This window comes from Pedobacter frigidisoli, assembly GCF_004331675.1.
Classification (GTDB): domain Bacteria; phylum Bacteroidota; class Bacteroidia; order Sphingobacteriales; family Sphingobacteriaceae; genus Pedobacter; species Pedobacter frigidisoli.
The window spans coordinates 203,320-223,154 of record NZ_SJSN01000002.1; the positions used below are offsets into that span (position 1 = coordinate 203,320).

At 34.8% G+C, this 19,835-nt stretch carries 23 protein-coding genes and 1 pseudogene; 13 read left to right on the plus strand and 11 right to left on the minus strand.

The features are described from left to right. The first annotated feature begins 85 nt into the window (after nucleotides 1-85). Both EZ449_RS03675 and EZ449_RS03680 read left to right on the plus strand, forming a co-directional pair. Nucleotides 86-538, plus strand: a complete 453-nt coding sequence (locus EZ449_RS03675) for a VOC family protein (RefSeq protein ID WP_225872217.1) — start codon at nucleotides 86-88, stop codon at nucleotides 536-538. 66 nt (nucleotides 539-604) lie between these two features. Next, complete coding sequence (locus EZ449_RS03680) at nucleotides 605-1,750, plus strand: serine hydrolase domain-containing protein (protein ID WP_131556608.1); 1,146 nt, start codon at nucleotides 605-607, stop codon at nucleotides 1,748-1,750. Between the two features lie 94 nt (nucleotides 1,751-1,844). Here the strand turns inward: EZ449_RS03680 and EZ449_RS03685 are convergent, their stop codons facing one another. Next, nucleotides 1,845-2,066, minus strand: coding sequence for a DUF3606 domain-containing protein (locus EZ449_RS03685; protein ID WP_131556609.1), 222 nt, complete (start codon nucleotides 2,064-2,066; stop codon nucleotides 1,845-1,847). Nucleotides 2,067-2,272: 206 nt separating this feature from the next. On the opposite strand from EZ449_RS03685, the gene EZ449_RS03690 reads away from it, so the two are divergent. The 5 genes from EZ449_RS03690 to EZ449_RS03710 all read left to right on the plus strand — a co-directional run bounded on the left by EZ449_RS03690 (nucleotide 2,273) and on the right by EZ449_RS03710 (nucleotide 6,289). Then, nucleotides 2,273-2,446 carry a DUF3606 domain-containing protein gene (locus tag EZ449_RS03690; protein ID WP_205942937.1) on the plus strand — a complete coding sequence of 58 codons (174 nt, stop codon included), beginning with the start codon at nucleotides 2,273-2,275 and terminating at the stop codon, nucleotides 2,444-2,446. Between the two features lie 12 nt (nucleotides 2,447-2,458). Beyond that, nucleotides 2,459-5,158 carry a DNA ligase D gene (gene ligD / locus EZ449_RS03695; protein ID WP_131556610.1) on the plus strand — a complete coding sequence of 900 codons (2,700 nt, stop codon included), beginning with the start codon at nucleotides 2,459-2,461 and terminating at the stop codon, nucleotides 5,156-5,158. A gap of 50 nt (nucleotides 5,159-5,208) precedes the next feature. Continuing rightward, nucleotides 5,209-5,505, plus strand: a complete 297-nt coding sequence (locus tag EZ449_RS03700; protein ID WP_131556611.1) for a Dabb family protein — start codon at nucleotides 5,209-5,211, stop codon at nucleotides 5,503-5,505. Between the two features lie 168 nt (nucleotides 5,506-5,673). Continuing rightward, the gene (locus tag EZ449_RS03705) at nucleotides 5,674-5,871 is read left to right on the plus strand and encodes a hypothetical protein (protein WP_131556612.1); all 198 of its coding nucleotides are present in this window, start codon (nucleotides 5,674-5,676) and stop codon (nucleotides 5,869-5,871) included. A gap of 28 nt (nucleotides 5,872-5,899) precedes the next feature. Next, nucleotides 5,900-6,289 carry an RICIN domain-containing protein gene (locus tag EZ449_RS03710; RefSeq protein WP_205942938.1) on the plus strand — a complete coding sequence of 130 codons (390 nt, stop codon included), beginning with the start codon at nucleotides 5,900-5,902 and terminating at the stop codon, nucleotides 6,287-6,289. Nucleotides 6,290-6,468: 179 nt separating this feature from the next. Here the strand turns inward: EZ449_RS03710 and EZ449_RS03715 are convergent, their stop codons facing one another. Both EZ449_RS03715 and EZ449_RS23445 read right to left on the minus strand, forming a co-directional pair. Further along, a complete protein-coding gene (locus EZ449_RS03715; protein WP_394347119.1) occupies nucleotides 6,469-8,559 on the minus strand; it encodes a TonB-dependent siderophore receptor in 2,091 nt (696 codons plus the stop codon). Then, nucleotides 8,536-8,859, minus strand: a pseudogene (locus EZ449_RS23445) (carboxypeptidase-like regulatory domain-containing protein); the annotation flags it as partial. The pseudogene EZ449_RS23445 and the gene EZ449_RS03715, both read right to left, overlap by 24 nt. A gap of 174 nt (nucleotides 8,860-9,033) precedes the next feature. On the opposite strand from EZ449_RS23445, the gene EZ449_RS03720 reads away from it, so the two are divergent. Continuing rightward, nucleotides 9,034-10,194, plus strand: a complete 1,161-nt coding sequence (locus EZ449_RS03720) for a DUF3095 domain-containing protein (protein WP_131556614.1) — start codon at nucleotides 9,034-9,036, stop codon at nucleotides 10,192-10,194. Between the two features lie 20 nt (nucleotides 10,195-10,214). Here EZ449_RS03720 and EZ449_RS03725 read toward each other — a convergent pair whose 3' ends face one another. From EZ449_RS03725 to EZ449_RS03735, 3 genes are all read right to left on the minus strand, one after another. After that, nucleotides 10,215-11,156: a cation diffusion facilitator family transporter gene (locus tag EZ449_RS03725; protein ID WP_131556615.1), complete on the minus strand. Its 942-nt coding sequence runs from the start codon at nucleotides 11,154-11,156 to the stop codon at nucleotides 10,215-10,217. A 28-nt stretch (nucleotides 11,157-11,184) separates the two neighbouring features. Next, nucleotides 11,185-11,391: a hypothetical protein gene (locus EZ449_RS03730; RefSeq protein ID WP_131556616.1), complete on the minus strand. Its 207-nt coding sequence runs from the start codon at nucleotides 11,389-11,391 to the stop codon at nucleotides 11,185-11,187. A gap of 147 nt (nucleotides 11,392-11,538) precedes the next feature. Further along, nucleotides 11,539-11,724 carry a hypothetical protein gene (locus EZ449_RS03735; RefSeq protein WP_131556617.1) on the minus strand — a complete coding sequence of 62 codons (186 nt, stop codon included), beginning with the start codon at nucleotides 11,722-11,724 and terminating at the stop codon, nucleotides 11,539-11,541. A gap of 129 nt (nucleotides 11,725-11,853) precedes the next feature. Between EZ449_RS03735 and EZ449_RS03740 the strand changes: the two genes are divergently transcribed. Then, nucleotides 11,854-12,069, plus strand: a complete 216-nt coding sequence (locus tag EZ449_RS03740) for a hypothetical protein (RefSeq protein WP_165499688.1) — start codon at nucleotides 11,854-11,856, stop codon at nucleotides 12,067-12,069. Nucleotides 12,070-12,373: 304 nt separating this feature from the next. On the opposite strand, the gene EZ449_RS03745 is transcribed toward EZ449_RS03740, so the two are convergent. Continuing rightward, nucleotides 12,374-13,462, minus strand: a complete 1,089-nt coding sequence (locus EZ449_RS03745; RefSeq protein ID WP_131556619.1) for a fatty acid desaturase family protein — start codon at nucleotides 13,460-13,462, stop codon at nucleotides 12,374-12,376. A 275-nt stretch (nucleotides 13,463-13,737) separates the two neighbouring features. Between EZ449_RS03745 and EZ449_RS03750 the strand changes: the two genes are divergently transcribed. Further along, a complete protein-coding gene (locus EZ449_RS03750) occupies nucleotides 13,738-14,412 on the plus strand; it encodes a competence protein CoiA family protein (RefSeq protein ID WP_225872218.1) in 675 nt (224 codons plus the stop codon). A 108-nt stretch (nucleotides 14,413-14,520) separates the two neighbouring features. Further along, nucleotides 14,521-14,919: a LytR/AlgR family response regulator transcription factor gene (locus EZ449_RS03755; protein ID WP_165499689.1), complete on the plus strand. Its 399-nt coding sequence runs from the start codon at nucleotides 14,521-14,523 to the stop codon at nucleotides 14,917-14,919. 50 nt (nucleotides 14,920-14,969) lie between these two features. Here EZ449_RS03755 and EZ449_RS03760 read toward each other — a convergent pair whose 3' ends face one another. From EZ449_RS03760 to EZ449_RS03770, 3 genes are all read right to left on the minus strand, one after another. Further along, a complete protein-coding gene (locus EZ449_RS03760) occupies nucleotides 14,970-15,557 on the minus strand; it encodes a DUF4142 domain-containing protein (protein ID WP_131556621.1) in 588 nt (195 codons plus the stop codon). A 67-nt stretch (nucleotides 15,558-15,624) separates the two neighbouring features. Then, complete coding sequence (locus EZ449_RS03765; RefSeq protein WP_131556622.1) at nucleotides 15,625-15,825, minus strand: hypothetical protein; 201 nt, start codon at nucleotides 15,823-15,825, stop codon at nucleotides 15,625-15,627. Between the two features lie 211 nt (nucleotides 15,826-16,036). After that, nucleotides 16,037-16,288: a hypothetical protein gene (locus EZ449_RS03770; RefSeq protein ID WP_131556623.1), complete on the minus strand. Its 252-nt coding sequence runs from the start codon at nucleotides 16,286-16,288 to the stop codon at nucleotides 16,037-16,039. 145 nt (nucleotides 16,289-16,433) lie between these two features. Between EZ449_RS03770 and EZ449_RS03775 the strand changes: the two genes are divergently transcribed. Beyond that, a complete protein-coding gene (locus tag EZ449_RS03775) occupies nucleotides 16,434-17,261 on the plus strand; it encodes an ion transporter (protein ID WP_225872219.1) in 828 nt (275 codons plus the stop codon). Between the two features lie 36 nt (nucleotides 17,262-17,297). On the opposite strand, the gene EZ449_RS03780 is transcribed toward EZ449_RS03775, so the two are convergent. After that, nucleotides 17,298-17,615, minus strand: coding sequence for a hypothetical protein (locus EZ449_RS03780; RefSeq protein ID WP_131556624.1), 318 nt, complete (start codon nucleotides 17,613-17,615; stop codon nucleotides 17,298-17,300). A gap of 220 nt (nucleotides 17,616-17,835) precedes the next feature. Here EZ449_RS03780 and EZ449_RS03785 point away from each other — a divergent pair, with 220 nt between their 5' ends. Beyond that, nucleotides 17,836-19,719 carry a glycoside hydrolase family 97 protein gene (locus EZ449_RS03785; protein WP_225872228.1) on the plus strand — a complete coding sequence of 628 codons (1,884 nt, stop codon included), beginning with the start codon at nucleotides 17,836-17,838 and terminating at the stop codon, nucleotides 19,717-19,719. Nucleotides 19,720-19,835 lie beyond the last annotated feature (116 nt).

The following is a 19,835-nucleotide window of genomic DNA, read 5'->3' on the forward strand; positions in this document are numbered from 1 at the left end:
TGCCTATCTCCTAAATTATATTAATGTTTTAAGTAAAATATCTAAATCATTTGCAGTTCTTGCATTATAAAGCTGATATTTAAGCATGAGAAAAATATTCCTATTGGCTGTAATTCTAATTTTTTCACTTTTTTTTAAAAAATCCATGGCACAAAATACTCCGGCAGTATTAAATCATATTGCAGTTTATGTAATTGATTTAAATAAATCGACCACATTTTATGAAAGTGTTTTCAATCTTAAAATAATTCCTGAACCTTTTAAGGATGGCAAACATACTTGGTTCTCTTTGGGTAGTGCTGGTGCGCTGCATCTTATCCAAGGCGCTAAAAGCAATCTAGTTTTCGATCGCAATGACCATCTATGTTTTAGTGTCCCATCAATCGATGATTTTATTAAAAAATTACAGGTTAAGGCAATCAGTTTTGAGGATTGGGGCGGAAAAGTAGGTGCAATTAATCATCGGGTAGATGGTGTTAAGCAGATTTATTTTAAGGATCCTGATGGGCATTGGCTGGAGGTTAACGACGCGAAGTAAATTTTTTACTACGCATAAACTTCTTCGTTAATCAAAGCTTATATTTAAATCTTATCCCATTGTTTTATGAAAGTTTACCTTTTGAAGTCTTATCTCCTCCCTGTTTTATTCATTTTAACTACAGGATTTGCACAAGCACAGCAAGAGCAGGCCGAAGCCGATTTCAAATCTATTATGCAAAAGTTTAGTGCCGTTGGTACCTCGGTTGCAATCGTAAAAAAAGGTAAAATTATTTACACTCACTCTTTCGGGGCCAAAGATCTAGACAATAAAACTCCACTTACCGATCAAGACATCTTTAGAATTGCATCCATATCAAAATCATTTTCTGCTACCTCAATTATGCAATTGGTAGAAGCTGGCAAACTTTCGGTTGATGATGATTTTGGTGATTTGGTGGGTTTTAAAATTAGAAATCCAAAATTTCCTGATCAAAAAATAACCTTAAAAATGGCGCTCTCGCATACTTCCAGTTTAAATGATTCTCAGGGTTATTTAAATCTTGATTTAATTAATCCAGAAAAAAACCCAAACTGGGCTAAGTGTTATAATGATTATGCACCAGGGAGTAAGTTTAATTATTGCAACCTCAACTTTAACCTAATCGGTACCATTATAGAAAAAAAATCTGGTGAGCGTTTCGATAATTATGTAAAAAATCATGTGCTTAAACCACTTGGACTTTATGGTGGTTATTGCATTGATTCTTTAGACAGCACTCGTTTTGCAAAGCTATACGAATACCATACCGATACAAAGAATTTTACAATTGCATCGGCTGCTTATGCACCCCGCAGAACTGAAATCGAAAATTATGTAATGGGATATAGTACACCCATTTTTTCACCTACAGGTGGTATGAAGATTTCGGCAACAGATTTGGCAAAGTATATGATCATGCACATGAATTACGGCACCTCAAATGGTGTGAGAATTATATCAAAAAAAAGTTCCAAACAAATGCAAACAGCACTTTCACCAGATGAGGGTTACGGTTTTGCAATTCGCAGTGCCAATAATTTTATTCCAGGTGTTAAATTAAAAGGCCACACAGGTTCTGCGTATGGCCTTTATAGTACAATGTTTTTTAATCCAAAAGAAAAGTTTGGTATTGTTGTTATAACAAATGGGATAAATGCGACTTATACCGATGACTTTCCTGATTTTAGCAGGGCAGCAGTAAATAGTTTATACCAAAATTTTATTAAATAAAATACCCATGCCTTAATTATTGGCAATGGATTTCAAATCAAACAGTCTTAGTATTGTAGTAGTTCAGTTTCAAACTAAACCTTATATTACATTACTATTGATTCGCAAATTGTTGATAATAGCTTCCAGACTTTATTTTCTCTAAGCTTAAATATTCTTTTAATCTAGAAAATTCCATGCTTTGAACAGCTTTTATAGCTGATTTTAATTTTTCGCTTGTTACACCAAGCCTTGTAGCCCAGTAATTACGATCTTGTTCATCAGCAATTTCGATAAATTCTTTTCTGGCGTTCATTGAGGTTAGTTGCTGTTCCATAAGTTTATATATTGGCTGTTCTATACAACAATTATTTAAGCAATTTAGTTTTGTTGCTTTTAAGTTTTTTTAAAATAAATAAATGAGGTAAAAAAAAATTATAATTTAAATATTTAGCTGAAAGGTTTTAATATCCGTTTACATAACGGCTGTTAAAACCTTTTTTGCTATCAAACTGTTTTAAAAGCGTTATAATCAAAATAATTATGGATGATAAACAAAAAACAGGTGGTGCTGATCGATCTCGAATCAACATCAATGAGGCCTATGAATTAGATTATTGGTCAGAAAAATTCGGTATCAGTAAAGATAAACTTAAAGCAGCAGTTCAGGTTGTTGGCACATCAGCAGTAGGTGTAGAGGATTATCTAAAAAAGTAAATCGATTAAGATATGAGTCTGGAAAAGTATGTTGCTAAGCGAGATTTCTCTAAAACAGCCGAACCGAAGGCAGGAAAGAGTAAAAATGATAATAAATTGCTTTTTGTAATTCAAAAACATGATGCATCCCGGTTACACTATGATTTTAGGCTTGAGATGGATGGTGTCTTAAAAAGCTGGGCAGTTCCGAAAGGTCCATCAACTGATCCGAAAACCAAACGCTTAGCCATGATGGTTGAAGACCATCCTTTCGATTATAGAGATTTTGAGGGAATCATTCCAAAAGGAGAGTATGGTGGAGGAACGGTAATCGTTTGGGATGAGGGAACTTACGAGCCTATTGAAAAAATAAAAGGTAAAAAGGCCCAAGAAAAACATTTACTTAATCAATTAAATGATGGCTCTTTAAAAATTATTCTTCACGGAGAAAAACTTAAGGGAGAATTTGCGCTTGTTAAAACTCATGGAATGGGTGAAAATGGTTGGTTGCTTATCAAGCATAAGGATGATTTTTCATCAATGAAAGATATTACCAAGCTCGATAAATCGGTACGTTCTCAAAAAACAATTGAGCAGATGGAAAAGACATCTGAGAAGGTTTGGATAGAAGGTAAGGAACAAGACATTAAAGCACCCAAGAAAAAACTAGAAAAAAAAAGTAAAAATGAACTTGTACAAGTTGGAGGGGAAACCGAAATCAATACCAAGATTTTACTCAAGAACGCCCCAAAATCTCCCATACCGAAAGGGATTAAACCAATGCTTGCCACATTAGTAGATGAACCCTTTGATGATGATGAGTGGCAATATGAAGTGAAGTGGGATGGTTACCGTGCCCTTGCTTTTCTAGATAAGCAAAAAGTTGAACTGCTTTCTCGAAACAACAAATCATTTAACGAGAAATTTTACCCCATTTACGATTTATTAAAAGAATGGAAAATTAATGCGGTATTAGATGGCGAAATTCTGGTATTGAATGAGAAAGGGATTTCAAAGTTTGGTTCACTCCAAAATTGGCGTAGCGAAGCTGATGGCGAATTGGTTTTCTATGTTTTTGATTTACTTTGGTACGATGGTAAAAATTTAATGGAGCTTCCATTGTTTCAACGCCAAGCCATTTTAAATGAAATTCTCCCAACGGAGGATGATCGCGTGCGTGTGGGTAAAGCTTTTAAGGCTAGTGGAATCGATTTTTTTGCCGCTGCTGAAAAAATGGGTTTAGAGGGAATTATCGCAAAAAAAATTAACAGTACTTATGTGCCAGATAGAAGATCAAAAGAATGGCTAAAAGTAAAAGTCCACAAGCGGCAGGAAGTGGTTATCGCTGGTTTTACCAAAAATGATGATACCTCAAAATCTTTTAGTTCATTATTGCTTGGTGTTTACGAAAAGGGAAAATTACAATATGTAGGTAAAGTTGGAACTGGTTTTTCTGATAAATTACAAAAATCTATGCTGGAGCAATTCAAACCTCTTATTAAACAAGAAAGCCCTTTTGATGAAATTCCCGACGTTAATAAGCCATCGCGATTTAGGCCAAATCCGCCAAAGGCAAAAGCAACTTGGCTAAAGCCAGAATTAGTGTGTGAAGTTGCATTTACAGAGGTTACTGATGATGGAGTTTTTCGTCATCCATCTTTTCAAGGAATGAGAGAAGATAAAAAATCGAAAGATGTTGTTAGGGAAGTGGAAGCCTCAACCGATAAGATTGTTGAGGTTAAAGCTGACAAAGAAGATGTTCATGCAGCTGCGATAAAACCCCCGAAAGGAACAGAACCCAAAACACTGTTAAATCCCAAAGATGAAACTCAGGTTAGAAAAATAAAAGGACATGATTTAAAGTTTACCAACTTGAGTAAAATTTATTGGCCAGAGGATAAGGTTAGCAAAAGAGATATGTTTAATTATTATTATCAGGTTGCCGAATACATTCTTCCATACTTAAAAGATCGGCCTCAATCGCTCAATAGATTTCCGGGCGGTATTCATGGACCAAGCTTTTATCAAAAAGATGTAAAAGGAAAAGCGCCAGATTGGGCGAAAACATTTCCTTATGAAAATGGCGAGGGAGAAAAAAAGGAATACTTGGTTGGAACTGATGAGGCTTCCTTGCTTTGGATGGCTAGTTTGGGCTGTATTGAGATGAATCCTTGGTTCAGCAGAATTCAAAGTCCCGATAATCCTGATTATTGTGTAATAGATTTAGATCCTGATAAACATACTTTTGATCAAGTGGTAGAGGCTGCTTTAGAAACCAAAAAAGTGTTAGATGCTATAGAAGTTCCGAGTTTTTGTAAAACGTCTGGATCTACTGGAATGCACATTTATATTCCGCTAAATGCAAAATACACTTACGATCAAAGTCAAATGTTTGCGAAAATTGTAGTTAATCTTGTCCATCAGCAAATTCCCGATTATACATCCTTAGAACGGATGATTTCAGCTCGTAAAGGAAAAATGTATTTAGATTTTTTGCAAAATAGGCCAGGGGCAACAATTGCGGGTCCTTATTCTTTAAGACCTAAAATAGGTGCAACAGTTTCTATGCCTTTGCATTGGGATGAAGTTAAGCCTGGATTAAAAATGAAAGATTTTAATATTTTTAACGCCATCGAAAGATTAAGGGCTGAAGGCGATTTATTTAAAGGCGTTTTAGGAAAAGGAATCGATTTAAAAAAGGCAATTAGTAAAGCAAAAACCATTTTTGGATAAATTACTCTGATCTTTTATGGCTTTGATTATATTTGAAAAAAAATATAAAAATGATAGCTCACCACGTTTTATTCTGGCTTAAGGCCGATACCACCGAAGATCAAAAAGTTGCTTTCCGCAAGAGTTTGCAAACATTAGAAAATATCGAAGTTGTAAAAACTTTTCACGTAGGTACGCCAGCCCAAATCGAGCGTGCTGTTGTAGATACTACCTACACTTTCAGCCTAGTATTGTTTTTTGAAGATATGGATGCTCATGATATTTACCAAGTTCACCCTTTACATAAAGCCTTTCTAGATGAATTTAGGATTTACTTTGAAAAGGTTGTGATTTACGACGCAAATTAAATTATAATATTTCTAAAAAAGCTGAATTTTGATTCAGCTTTTTTTATGATAAATAATTGGATAACAATAGTTAAAACCACCCGAATCGTACTTATTTGTAAGTATTTTGTATTTCATTAAAACCAAACAATTTTCCATTGCGTAAATATTTACCTAACCGCAAAACTCATGGAAAAGCTAACAAAATTTATCAAGAGAAGTTCTATAAATAAAATTCAGTTAGAGAACATTCGCATAGGAGATTTCGTTTCGGACGAATATGGAAAAAGTGGCAAAGTAGATAATATTGAAAAGGTACATTGCCATAGAGAATTACATTACTATTTTCATTTAGGCAAATCTGGAACAATTTTAATCATTCTGTAATTGCTAAATAATTGGTTATATTAGGTTTATGAAGATTAAGTTATTAATAATTGCATTGGTGTTTTCGATTTTCCAAACGGCTTCTGCACAGAAATTTAAAGGAAACTTCGCCATAAAAAACGTGCAAAATGGTATGCTTTTACGTATTAAGGATGCAAGTAATAAAAACGGAACACCGTTAGTTGCTTACGATCCCCAGAACTGGAAATGCATGACCTGGAATTTTATCTCAGCAGATAGCAATACCTACCAATTAAAGAATTTATTTACTGGCAAAACCTTTCAGCCAAAACAAGGAGAGGAGATTAAATTATTGGAAGAGCAACCCATTATCTTGGGTAATGATAAACAGCAATATACGTTTGAGGCTGCTGGAAAAGATATTTACTTCATTAAACTTAAAGGAACAAGTCTCTAACTTACTCCAGCCGATAAAAATGGAGCAACTAATTCTGACATTATCTTGGCTAAAAAAACGAAAACCAAAGAACAGCTTTGGTCTATTTATGAACAAGCCCCAACCATGTAATAACACATTATAAAATTAAACCCCGAATCATGTTTTAAGTGAATCGGGGTTTTTTTATGTCGATTTATCTAGAACTTATAAGAGAGCGTTGTTAAGAATTGTCGAGGAGCAATCGGGTTCACACTGTAATTCTCGTGAACAAAATAATTCAGTTCATTGGTAATGTTAGATACTTTGGCAAGAATGGAGAACTTATTCCAATTATACCCTGCAGAAAAATCTAGGGTGGTAAACGCACCTAATGGAATCAATCTTAATGATGCTGCATTTTTAGCGTCGTTCCATCCACCATTACGTTTTCCAGTATAAAATGCTGATGTTCCTAGTTTCAAACCTTTAACAGCTCCACTTTGGAAAGTGTAGAATAGAGTTGCATTTGCAGTATTTTTAGTCGTTCCTACTAAGCGTACATTTTCAATCATCCCAGTTACATCAGCTGTATTGGTGTAGCGCATGTAGTTATAGCTGTAGCCCATTAAAAAATTTAATCCTTTCGCTAAATTACCTGTTATATCCGCCTCAAAACCATCGCTGGTGGTCTCGCCGTTCAATTGTCTAAAAACTGAACTTGTAGTTCCATCAGGTAAAATAGCAGCTTGTGATATGTTACCATTAATAATTTTATAGTATGTTAAGTTGGCCGTTAATTTACCACCAAAGAAATCATTTTTTACGCCAACCTCATATTGATCAACCATTGATGGAGCCAATGCTTGGCTATTAACATCAATACCAGAGTTAGGGATGAAGTTATTCGCATAACTTACATACATAGAAATGGTTTTTAATGGTTGATAAATCAATCCGACTTTTGGAGAAAAAGCATCATCAAATTTGGTAGCTCCTGGCGCAACAACGCCACTTTCCAAATTTAATGCCTGCGAGCTCGCAGTTTTTTGATCGGTATATCGTACACCAGCCAATACCTTAAACTGTTCAGTAACCTCAATCAAATCCTGAACAAAAGCACCATATCTGTAAACTGGAGCTAGCGTTTGGGTAATAGCAAAAGCTTCTGGCATTACACCAGAACCATAATAGGTGTTAGGATCGAATAAGTTTACATTGCCATAGTTTAGCGCTGTGATGTATGTGCCATTGGGATTTTTACCATAAGCAAAAGCATTACTGGTAACTCTCGATTGATCAGCATCTACCCCAACTAATAAAGTGTGCTTAATACGGCCAGTATTAAAACTGCCATTTAAGTTAATTTGTTGGTTATAGGTATATTCCTGACTTATCGTTCTAGCTAAGTTTCTTGATGCAACTCCAGATGAGTTTGCCTGAATACGCTCAGATCCATAATAATTACGATTATAAGATTGAAATGAACCCAACGCATTTAGCTTCCAGTTTTCATTAAATTTATGCGTTAAGTTTGCTTGTGCAGTTGCCGTATTGGTTTTGTTATAAGCCCAAGGAGTATTGATGAATTTTTCACGCCCATAATCAATTATCTGGCTATTTACCGATCCTACACCAAAATCTGGCGTGTAATCGCTTTTTAAATAATCACCCTGAACCAATACTTCTGTTTGCTCGCTTATTTTATATAATAATGATGGATTAACATAAAACCTTTTTGATTTTACAAAATCTCTGAAACTACCAGCATCTTCGTAAGTACCAATGGCTCTGAACGCTAATTTGTTTGAAATCGGACCATAAATATCAACAGTAGGTTTGTATTGACTATTGCTTCCAGTTCTCATTAACACTTCACCACCATACTCAAATTTTGGTTTTTTGGTTACCATGTTTACCACTGCACCACCACTAACACCACCATAAAGTAATGCTGCGCTTCCTTTTAAAACCTCTACCGATTCTAATGTACTTGCTTCAGGGCTTCCTCCGATGGTAGTTCTAGCACCGTTTTTAAAAACATTGTTCGATCCCAGGCTGTAGCCTCTTGCATAGAAATTTTCGCCAACCGAACCACGATTTGCACCTAATGCTACACCGTTAACATTCTTCATAATGTCGCCCAGGCTGTTAGCTTGTTGATCAGCAATTACCTGAGTGCCAATAATTTGAACGGCTTGAGGAAGATCTCTTGGCGCAATTGCAATTTTACCAAGGTTAATTGGCTTGCTATTAGGTGTTTTATATCCATTAATTGCTACTTCATCAAGTTGAGAGGTAGATTGAGCCAGTGCAAATGAGATTTCTGCATTTTGTCCGGCAATTACTGATACTTCTTTTTCTTGAGTAGAAACGCCAATTGCAGAAGTTTTAATAAAATATGTTCCTGGAGATACATTCTTGATTAAGAAATTTCCTTTCTCGTCTGTTTGAGTTATTTTTTTTGTGTTCTTTAAACCAACGCTAACATATGATGCTGGATTTCCGTCGCTTGTTTTAACAGTTCCTGATACTGAACCGTTTTTTGATTGTGCTTGAGCATATCCTGTTAGGGTTAGGATAACAACCAATACATTGAAAAGTAGGGTAATTTTTCTCGCCATTTTTATTTAGATTAATTCTTATTAGGCGCAAAAGAAAGGTAATTATATCAGATTAACAAATTATTTTTAATTATTCTAAATAAGATTAACGGCAAATACCACCAGTTGTAAATATTAAAATCAATCCTTTACGTATATTGAAGCATATTTTATTGATAAGCGATGTCGCAAAGCCAAGATCATTTTTATTCTAATCTTCCCATTCAAAAAATTCCTTTGCATCGATTATTGATTCAGGCTAAATTTTTCATTGATGTTCCGAGCGACTGGCATGTTATCATCACCGATATAAAAAGTTCAACTGTAGCTGTAAGTGCTGGTTTGCACGAAAATGTAAACCTTATTGCCACTGGAAGTATCGTAACTGTTTTGAACATTGCATTTAAGGCAAATATTGCTGTTCCATTCTTTTTTGGTGGCGATGGAGCAACTTTTATTGTTCCCACCAGTATTGTAAGTGATGCTATGAAAGCATTAATTCTCTACAGAAACAATACCTTGCAAAATTTTAATATCGATTTAAGAGCTGGAATTATTGCTGTTGAGGATATTTATAAAAATGGTCATGCACTCCGCATTAGCAGATTTAGTAGTTCTGAAATATTTTCAATTCCTATTGTTTTAGGTGATGGACTTGATTATGCCGAAAAGATAATTAAGGGCGATGATTACTTGTTATCTGGACATGATCAGGCAAGTGAAGAAATTGATTTAAGTGGAATGCAATGCCGATGGGATAAAATTGAGCCTCCAGAAAATAGCGAGGAGGTAGTAACTTTAATTGTGATTGCCAAAGATTGCACTAAGCAGCCTGAAATATTTAGTAGGGTAATTCGCCACTTGGATGAAATTTATGGAGCGCCAGAAAAAAGGCAACCAATTTCTATCCCGAAACTGATTTTTAGGACCAGCTTTAATAATCTAGGAAAGGAGATGAGGCATAGGCTGGGTGAAGTTAAGTTTTTTGAATTGATTAAAACTTGGGTGATTAATGCATATGGTTACATATATTTTCGAACCGATAGCGGTAAAAAATATCTAAAGCAGTTGGTCGAAATGTCTGATACCTTGGTTATTGATGGCAGAATTAATACTGTGATTACCGGAACTGAAAAACAACGTTTATCATTACAAAATGCATTGAATATTTTGGAGGATGAGGGCGAGATTGTGTATGCACTTTATGTAAGTAAAGAATCTGTAATGTCTTGTTATGTTAGAGATTTAGAGGATGATCATATCCATTTTGTAGATGGGGCAGAGGGTGGCTACACAAAAGCCGCTAGTGTTTTAAAACTAAAGCTAAAGAAAATGGCACAATAATTTTTACCGAAGAATATATATTATTGTAGATAAATATCTTCCGATTTATCGCGTTCAGAAATATTAACAGATTGTGGTTGAATAATTACGAATTTTATTACATCATATTCTGCCTTAATTTTATTCCTCAACCGATCTATGGCCTGAGTTAAATTTTCTGTATTTAACTTTGCCTCAAATGTTAAAATCATTACTAAAAGAACTTCCTTTGGCGATTGATAAGTTGATAAAATGCTTTTGACTTCAATTACATCATCGTCACTTTCCACCAATTCCTTTAATTTCTTTTGTGTTTCTGGAGTTAAACCTTCGCCCATTAATAGGCTTCTACTTTCTCTGGCTAGTATAAACGAAACGAAAATTAATAAAATGCCCACCAAAACCGATGCCAATCCATCAAGAAACGGCATATTTATATTGTGGCTTAAAACCATCAGTATAAATACAATAAGTAAGCCGAGTACAGCTGCTCCGTCTTCGAATAATACAAGAAAGCCCGATGGATCCTTACTTTTGATGATAGCTTTCCACCATGATAAACCTTTTCTGGTTTTATCAAATTCTTTAATGGCAATAATTAATGAAGCACCCTCAAAAACAAAAGACATCGCTAAAACAGCGTAGTTCCAACCCGGATTTACCAAGGTTTCTGGATGACGGATGTGTTCAACACCTTGCGAAATTGAAACTACTCCACCTAAACCAAAAATCATGATGGAAACTATAAAAGACCAGAAATACAGCTCTTTACCATAACCAAATGGGCGATATTTATCGGGCGGTTTGATACTTCGTTTTAATCCATATAAAAGTAGGAGTTGATTACTCGTATCAACGGTAGAATGAATTCCCTCCGCAATCATCGAAGAACTATTAGTAAAAGCTCCAGCAATGAATTTAGTAATTGCAATTAAAAGGTTTGCCGCTAAAGCACTGTAAATGGATTTATTGGCTCTTGCCATATTTAAGAAAGGTTAAAAAATTCAATTCTTACACAACTATCGATGGTTGAAATAATTGATTCTTTAACAGATTACTTAAGACAAAATCATATTTACGGTATTCGTAAGCCATTGCCATTTTACTCAATTTACCAAGTTCTTCAGCCTCGTTTGGGGTTAACATTTGCATTGAAGAAAGTAATGCAATTCTGTTGATTGTCAATTTGTAATTTGCGTCAGTTAAGATGGTTTCCATTATGTTATGTCAAATTTGATTTTCAAAAATCATCAATAGAACACATTATGCCTATTAAAAGTTTTAAACTGATGTGGAAACTTTTTATGCGCTCTAAAACTACTTACATAAGCATGTTTGGCTAATCGTTAATTAAAAGGGTAATCATTAAATCCTGGCTTTTTTAGTGATGATGTGTTCGCCATTGATCAATAGGAAATAAAAACAATCTTCGCTGGGATACTTAAAAACTATAATTCTGAATACCAAGCCTTTTTTAATTCCGAAAGTAACTTCATCGCCAATTTCTATGGAGTTAAGTTCGCTAGAAGTTGTACGATCTGTAATTCTCATATATGGCGAACATTATATTTTGCAGTAGGTTTTAAAAAACTATTAAATATTGCATATCTGATCCAACTTGATTACTAATAAATGTTAAAACTTTTTTATTCATAAAGGGGTTGAATCTGTATGAAAAACATGATAAGTATTTTAAAGGAAACAGCATTAGCTGATGATATAAAGGATGTAGAACAGGTTAGTGAAAATAGATTAAAGATTGTTTTGAACAAAGATGCCGATGTACATCGCATTGTTAGAAAGGTAAATGAAATTGACTCGGAATTTTGGAAAACCAGGGAGCCGATAAGTATGGAATACGTTTTTGAAGATGGAACTTCTGCAACGCTAGCTTAAGAATAAAGGTTTCATCCGCCTACCTAAAGCATTCTTTGTAGGAATGTAGCAAACTTTATTACAAATCTTTTGTCTTTAATACATAGGAAGAATAACTTATTAGTTTAGTTATTTGTAATGTTTGGGAGCTTGCAAATACAAAAGGTAGTCATTTACTTGGCTACCTTTTTTTATACCTTAAAATATGGATGATAGAACGGAATTGATATTGGGAATAATTTTTTTATTGGCTGGGATCTTTGTCTTTTACATCATCTTCAAATCTGATAGAAAAGATAGCCTTAAGTAATTTACATTTTATAAGTTATTGTTTTATAGCTGGTTGTCCCATTTTCTTCAATATTAGAAAGTGCGATTTCAGCGCAGTGAAAAATGTCGGGCTTTCATGATATGGAATATTATATTCCAAAGCTGTCTGTTTAACAATCTTCGAGATTTTTCCGTAATGAATGTGGCAGATTTTGGGGAAAAGATGATGTTCGATTTGCCTATTTAAACCACCAAGAAAGAAAGCTGCAAAAGGGCAATGCGTTGCAAAATTTGCTGTAGTTCGCATCTGGTGTTCTGCCCAAGCTTCTTCCATATTTCCGTGTTGATTAGGTGATGGAAAAATTGTTCCCTCAACTACATGCGCAAGTTGAAAAACTAGCCCCATGGTTAAGCCCTGTGCCAAATGCAAAACGATAAAGCCAATAATCACGTGCCACCATGGAATCGAAATAGTTAAAATTGGAACCGCCAGAAATAAAAAATAATAAAGAAATTTATAGAAGAACAAATTAAAATATTCAATCTTTGGGTGTTTATTTTGGCATGCACCAACACTTGCCTGAAAGAATTTTTTGTAATCTTTTCTAAAAATCCATGATAGAGATGCAAGGCTGTAAAGCGGAAATGCATACCATTGTTGAAAGCGTTGATAGGGTTTTAATTCATCCTTCTCAGCTATTCTAATTAAGCCAGGAGCAACCTCAATATCCTCATCATGCCCCGGAATATTGGTGTAAGTATGGTGAACAACATTGTGCGTAATATTCCAAACGTAAGGATTTGCACCAACCATGTGAAAGATAAAACTTAAACTGCTATTAACCGATTTACTGGAAGAAAAAGATCCATGTATCGCATCGTGGCAGATATTGAAACCAATAAAAGCACTCGTTACACCAAGCAGAATTGCCATTAAGATTAAAACTAACGTTCCTTGGAAAACAAAAAGTATCGAAAAATATAATCCTACAAAAATTGTTAAAAATAGAATAGCCTTAAACCACATTGCTTTATTGGCATGTGTACTTAAATCTTGTTCCTTAAAGCTCATTTGGACTCTCTTTCTAACTTCACCGTAAAAAGATGTTCCGGTAGAACATGGGAATTTTGCTTTTGATTTCATGGGGTTTATCTTCTTCTTCTCATTTTCGCGGACCAAAACTCCAGGATCAATAAGTCATTCTCTTAATTGCGCAAAGTACGCTTAGTTATTGTATAAACGTAATTAATAAGGAATTGGTTTCTTTTAGCTATTAAAAGAGAGGGAATTATGAGGCAATATCAAATTTTAATAAATATTTAAAAGTTGTTTTCTGACTAAAAATTTTAGCTTAAATTTGCCGAGCCCTAATTATAATTTATAGAATACCTTAAAAAGGTGGTTGATTTTCAGCATTGATGAGCAGTGAAGTAGAAAAAAATTATCCCTTAATTGATTTTAATGAAACTAATAGTTCCTTAAAAAGGGAGTTCTACAGAAAAGAATCAGCATGGCATCGAGATTGGAAACTAGCTTTTCCGCCATCATTTAGGGAAATTGGTTTTGTAGATGCTGCCAAAGGCGATTTTCATCGAGCTGATATATTTACACCATCTGGCTATACAATCGAATTTCAAAATTCTCCAATTACCTTGGCAGAATTGCAGAGTAGAGAAGCATTTTATCCAAATTTGATTTGGGTGTTAAATGGAAAAAAATTTAAGGGCTTCAGAGTGCTCAAGCATCTACCAGATGTTGACGATCCAAAGTTGAGGGATTATGAATTTTGTCAATCAGATCATCTTTCTATGCTCAGAAAAGCTGATGTGCAGCAAGGCTTATTAAATTCAAAAATCCTTAATTTTTATCATCCTGAATTAAAGGGAATAGCGTTTACCTCACACTACTATTCATTTTGTTGGAAAAAGCCACACAGTGTTTGGTATCAGGCAACCGCACCAATCATTGTAGATCTTGGCGGACACTTTTTGTACGAATTAAAGCAGCGCAAGCAGGTTTCTGGTAATTATGCATACCTAAAAATTTTAAGCAGAAAAACATTTATCGATCGTTATACACCTCCAGAATTTTAGATACGATATAATCATTATCCATTTTTGAGCGGGCATATTTTTAAATCTTTAAGTTGTGCTATTTAATTTTGGCTTAGCATTTGCTTAATGTTAAGGAAATATACCTTAATGAAGCGCTTATACTCCGATTTTTTTAAATGTGCAATTGTAGATGATGATCAATTAAGTATTGACGTCCTCAAAAAATTTATAAGTCAGATTCCCGAATTCCGCACCGTTTTCACTTATACAAATCCAGCGCAAGCAATTAATGATATATCTATAAACGATAAGATTGATTTTTTATTTTTAGATATACAGATGGATATTTCGGGCCTAGATGTAGCAAAGGTGCTTAGGGATAAAGTTCGTTACCTAATATTTGTAACAGGGCACGAAGAATATGCCATAGATGCTTTTAGCGTAAATTGCGATAAGTTTTTAGTGAAACCCGTGTCTTATGAGAAACTTTTAACGGCTGTTGAAGAAATTTTTGCAAAAGAACGTAGGCAGGCCGGATTGGTATAAAAAAAAGGACTTCCGCATAGCGAAAATCCTTTAAATAATTAATATGGTTCTTATTTCATACTGTCGCTGATCTTGTTGATCATTACCAAATGACCTTGAACAGTAGGTGAAGTTTTGGTGGCGAATGCTTTCAGGTCTGCATCTGCGCCATTCTTAGATTCATCTTCCATTAACTTTAGCGTAGCCTTATGTCCGCTAACCATGGCATCAACATAAGCTTTATCAAAATCAGCACCAGTTTTTTTGCTCAGATCATCCATTATTTTTTTATGCTCTTCATCAACAGTGCTAGGTAAGGTTATATTCTTTTTGGCGGAAATGTCCATCAATTCGGTATTCGCCATGCCATGATCCTTTACCATCATGCTAGCAAAATCCTTAACCTGTTGATTAGTTCCTTTTTCAAGCGCCATTTTTCCTAGTTCTACTTCGGCCATTCCCCCTACAGCTGCTTGAGTAGCGAATTTGGCATCTGCTTCATCAACAGCAATCCCACCAGTTGCAGCCAGATTTGTGGTTGTATCCTTAGCAAGATTTAAGCTATCTGCACTTTCTTTTGCATCTTTCGAACCACCACTACAGGCTTGAAATGTTAATGCCGATAATGAGACGGCCATTAAATAAATTAACTTTTTCATATAAATTGGTTTTTGTTGTATGGGTATAACAACAGATTATATGAAACAGTTTAAGGATTTTAACAACTTATAACTTTACCTTTTTTGCTTTTAGTTCTGCTTTTTCGGGTAATTGAATGGATAGGATTAGGTCGATGCTTTCTGAATTGACCTCATAATCGGCAGCAATTTTTTCCCACTTCTTTAACTCGAGCTGTAAGGTTTCAATTTCCTTACCCAAAAATTCTATTTTATTTTGTATCGATTTTTTAACGTTTGTATTTGCCATAGATCAAAATTAAGGTTTGATTAGCATATTCTTCAAACGCTAGATGTATGCATGGTTGCTTTAAAATGTTATCGGCTAACTTTCAAGTAGTTTGATTCTCGTAAAACTTTCAACATTGGTTGAAAACCTTAACGATTAAAGCCAGGCCTAATTACAAGTAAGGGAAATGTAGTAAAAGTGAACATCATAAATCAATGGCTAATTATTAGAATTAGTTCATCTCAAACCATTTTGGAATAGGAATATAGTTTTCATTCCAAACCACCTTCCCCTCATTATCAGTATATCCTGCAGATATAAGTTCAATTCTAGGTTCTTTTTCGACAATCTCTTTTTTAAACTGATAAGCATCTATTGATAAGTAATGGAAGAGTTTTTCTTGTTCTTCTTCATTATCTGTCAGTAGGATTAACGCTTTCTCTCCCGTTTTTAATGTATGTATAAATGTTCCCTTAACTTTCATAATTCCTTTAGTTTAAGACAAAATTTTTACCATTAAGTTTTACCCATTTAATTTGAACAAAACAATAATATTTACCCTCTGTTACAAATAACTAACTAACGAGAAATCCTTAACCATAAAAGCTACCTTTAATTATAAAAATTAAATGATGGAATCACCTACACCAAAAGATTGGCGTTTTAAGCTGCATGAAATTATTTACGAATCTAATACACCAGCAGGAAAGGCATTCGATGTAGGCTTGTTGATTGCCATTTTTGCCAGTATTATTGTGGTCATGTTAGATAGTGTGATTAGCATCCATTTGAAATATGGCAAGCTATTTAATATTATGGAGTGGATTTTTGCCGCACTTTTCACCGTTGAATATATTTTAAGGTTAATCAGTATTCGAAAACCAATAAAATATGTAATCAGTCCGCTTGGGATTATAGATTTAATCGCATTGCTTCCATCATACCTCAGTATTTTCTTTATTGGTGCACAATCGCTATTGGTTTTTAGGGCTTTGAGATTGTTAAGGGTTTTCAGGATTTTTAAACTCGGACAGTTTTTAACCGAGATTAATTTCTTAACGCAAGCATTGAAGAATAGCTTAAGAAAGATCAGTATATTTTTGCTAACCGTACTCACCATAACCGTAATATTAGGTTCGATAATGTATCTGGTTGAGCAGCGGGAAAATGGATTTTCTAATATTCCAGAAAGTATTTATTGGGCAATTGTAACCATTACAACGGTTGGTTATGGCGATATTTCTCCTGTTACACCAATAGGCAAATTCGTAGCCTCGGTAGTCATGCTAATCGGTTACGCCATCATTGCAGTGCCCACCGGAATTATTACGCATGATATCGCACTAGCTGCAAGGCAGAAAAAAGAGCTGCCAGAATCTTGTCCAAGTTGTAGTAGAGAGGGACATGATAGTGATGCGCTGTTTTGCAAATATTGTGGAGCGCCTTTGTTTAGATAGATTTACCTGCTCCACGTTTAATGGAGCCTGTAAATTTTATAGCATTTCGCCATCTACTTTATCATAAGCATTTGGATCATTATCCAATTCCTCCACATCAGATTCATTGTATTCTTGATCCTCAACAGACTCATCGTTTGTTTCTGCTGATTCATCATCATCCTCCTCATCGTCTGGACCACCAATTTCCTCATTAAGCTGTGTTCCTTCGCCATCTGCAAACGGTATTTCATCTTCTGTATATTCTTCACTTTCTTTAGCAGGGTGCCCATCTGGTGCATTTCCATTAGCTCGGCCCACTTGAAATTGCGCTATATTTTGAATTTCCTCTTGATTGTTTTCTTGATTTTCCATGATATAAGTTTTTATTAAAGAACAGGATGAAACTTGATAAGGTTTAAAAAACTTTGCTATATCAAAAACAGTCATTAACTTCAACAAAGTAAATCGATTTAGTTTTACCCGTTTAAATCGAGATAACCTAACATATCATCAACCTAAATCAGAATGAAAAAAAAAAATTTTACTAATTATTCTAACATTTCTTGCTTTTAGCAAGGCTTTTAGTGCTACTATAGATTTATCATCACCAGATAATCGAATAAAAATTTCAGTTAACGTGAAAGATAAAATAGGTTATGCTGTAAGTTTTAATGGAAACCCGTTAATCGCCAATTCCTATCTTCAGCTTAACCTCGATCAACTTCAACTAGGTGCAAATGCAAAGCTGCTTAAAAAGACGATTTCAACTGTAAATACTACCTCCAATCCAATTGTTCCATTAAAAAATGCAACGGTTGTTAATCATTATAACCTGTTGAGGCTAGATTTTAAAGGCGATTTTAGCATTGAATTTAGAGCATATAACGATGGAATTGCTTATCGATTCATCACCAATAAAAAAGATTCGATTATTGTGAACAGTGAAGATGTTCATATTGGTTTCAATGATCCTGTTAAAACGGCTTACTTGGAGACAGGTGGTTTTAAAACATCTTATGAAATCCTTTATCGTCAGAATGACTTAGCAAAAGTGAACAAGGATAAGATGAGCGTTCTGCCAATCTTATTTGATACGGGGAAATATAAAGCATTATTCTCCGAAGCTGATCTTTACGATTATCCATGTCTTTTTGTAAAAGCAACCAATGAAAAAACCATCGATGCTACATTTCCAAAAGCTCCATTGGCATTCGGCGAAGATGGCGATAGAAGTAAGAAGATTTTAAATGAAGCTGATTATATTGCTAAAACAGCTGGTAAAAGATCATTTCCATGGCGCTTTTTGGTTATTACTGATAACGATGTGCAATTGGCGGCAAATCAAATGGTTTATAAATTAAGCACTCCAAACCAATTACAAGATACCAAATGGATTAAGCCAGGGCAAGTAACCTGGGAATGGTGGCACAATGCTTATGTTTATGGTGTAGATTTTAAGTCGGGCTACAATCAGGATACGTATAAATATTACATCGATTTTGCCTCTAAATTTGGTATCCCGTATATTATTATGGATGAAGGTTGGGCAAAAACTACGCTTAATCCTTTTGAGCCAAATCCAACCATCAATCTGCAAGAATTGATCGCCTACGGGAAACAAAAAAATGTGAAGATTGTACTTTGGTTCACTTGGCTTGCTGTCGAAAATAATTTTAATGTTTTCGAGACTTTAGAAAAATGGGGCATTGCAGGAGTGAAAATCGATTTTATGGATAGGAGCGACCAATGGATGGTAAACTACTATACTCGAGTAGCAAAGGAAGCCGCTAAGCATCACATCTTGGTCGATTTTCATGGCGCTTTCAAGCCAGCAGGTTTAGAGGTTGCTTATCCAAATGTGCTATCTTACGAGGGTGTAATTGGCATGGAACAAAATATTGGTGGTGGTTTGGCTACTCCAAATAATAATTTATTCTTACCATTTTTAAGAAATGCAGTCGGTCCGATGGATTACACCCCAGGAGCCATGCGTTCTGCCCATAAACAGGATTATAAACCTAGCTGGGTAAATACCATGAGTATTGGTACGAGAGCGCATCAATTGGCCATGTATATTGTTTTCGAAAGTGGCTTTCAAATGTTGGCAGATAATCCATTCAACTATTTAAGAGAACCCGAAACTACTTCATTCATTACCAGTGTGCCGGTAACTTGGGATGAAACCAAAATTTTATCTGCGAGCGTTGGCGAATACATTGTAACCGCTAAACGCAAAGGCGAAAAATGGTTTGTTGGGGCGATGGGTAATGATCAAAAACACGATTTAAAAATAGAAACAAGCTTTTTGAAAGCTGGACAGAATTATCAGATCACACTTATTAAGGATGGTATTAATGCCGATTTCCAAGCTATGGACTTTAAACGTATTGTAAAGCCAATTAAAGCTGGCGAAACAATAGATATTAATATGGTTAAAGATGGAGGTTTTGTAGCTGTAATTGAACCATCTAAATAAGACCTAAAGGATGTTTTTCATAATATTTTCATTACTACTATACCAAAGGATAGCGCTATCCTTTGGTATAGTAGTAACTTATTGATAGCTGTTAAGCTTAGTTTTGCCAGACCATA